1 protein-coding gene is annotated in these 806 nt (G+C 65.4%); it reads right to left on the minus strand.

Annotation, left to right across the window (positions count from 1 at the left end):
• Positions 1–806: ABC transporter substrate-binding protein (locus EOA28_RS37325; RefSeq protein WP_148671188.1), on the minus strand; the 806-nt coding region annotated here is incomplete at both ends.

An 806-nucleotide genomic window follows, 5' to 3' on the forward strand; every position in this document is an offset into this window, starting at 1 on the left:
GCCTTGCACTGGGCGAGGAACTTGTCGATCGGGCCGCCGACGCCGGTCGCGCCATGGGTCGCGAACATCACCTTTTCCAGCGACTTCGGATCGCCGACCGTGCCTTCCAGCGACTTGTCGTCGAAAGCGTCGCAGCCGGCCACCCAACCATCATAGCCGTTGGCGCGCAATTGCCGGATCAGGATGCCGACATCGGGCAGCACCGCGCAGATATGAATCGCGTCCGGCTTCTGCGGCAGCGCCTTGATCGAGGCGATCTGCGGCGACCAGTCGGTGGTGCCGTAGGAATAATTGAACTTGCCGACCACCTTGCCGCCGAGATGCTCGAACACCTCGCCGAACCACTCCGGCAGCTTCTCCGAATAGGAACCGGCATCGGGCGACACCATCAGCGCCACGGTCCGCGCACCCTTGCCGTAAAGCGCGTTCGCGGTGGCTGAGGCGTTGATCGGATCGGGCACCGCCCCGGCGATGAAATTGTCGAGCCCGGCCCGCTGCATTTCGAGCTGCGTGTTCGGCGCCGAGAACACGGTGGCGCCATAGGGCTGAGCGGTCTGCGCCATCGGGATCAGCGCATCCGGGAACGGCACGCCGGTGATGACCTGCGCGCCGGCATCGAGGAATTTCTGGCCGAGCGAGACCGAAAGCTGCGGATCGGACCGGTTGTCCTCGATCATCAGCTCGACCTTGGGGTCGTTGGCGCCGGCAGCCTTGTTCAGCCTGTCGGCCATGCAGCGCGCGCCTTCCGCCTCGCTATAAGGCGCGTAGGCGCCGGTCATGGCGACCGCAAGCCCGATCTTGAGACT

Source organism: Mesorhizobium sp. M2A.F.Ca.ET.067.02.1.1 (genome assembly GCF_004023285.1).
Lineage (GTDB): Bacteria > Pseudomonadota > Alphaproteobacteria > Rhizobiales > Rhizobiaceae > Mesorhizobium.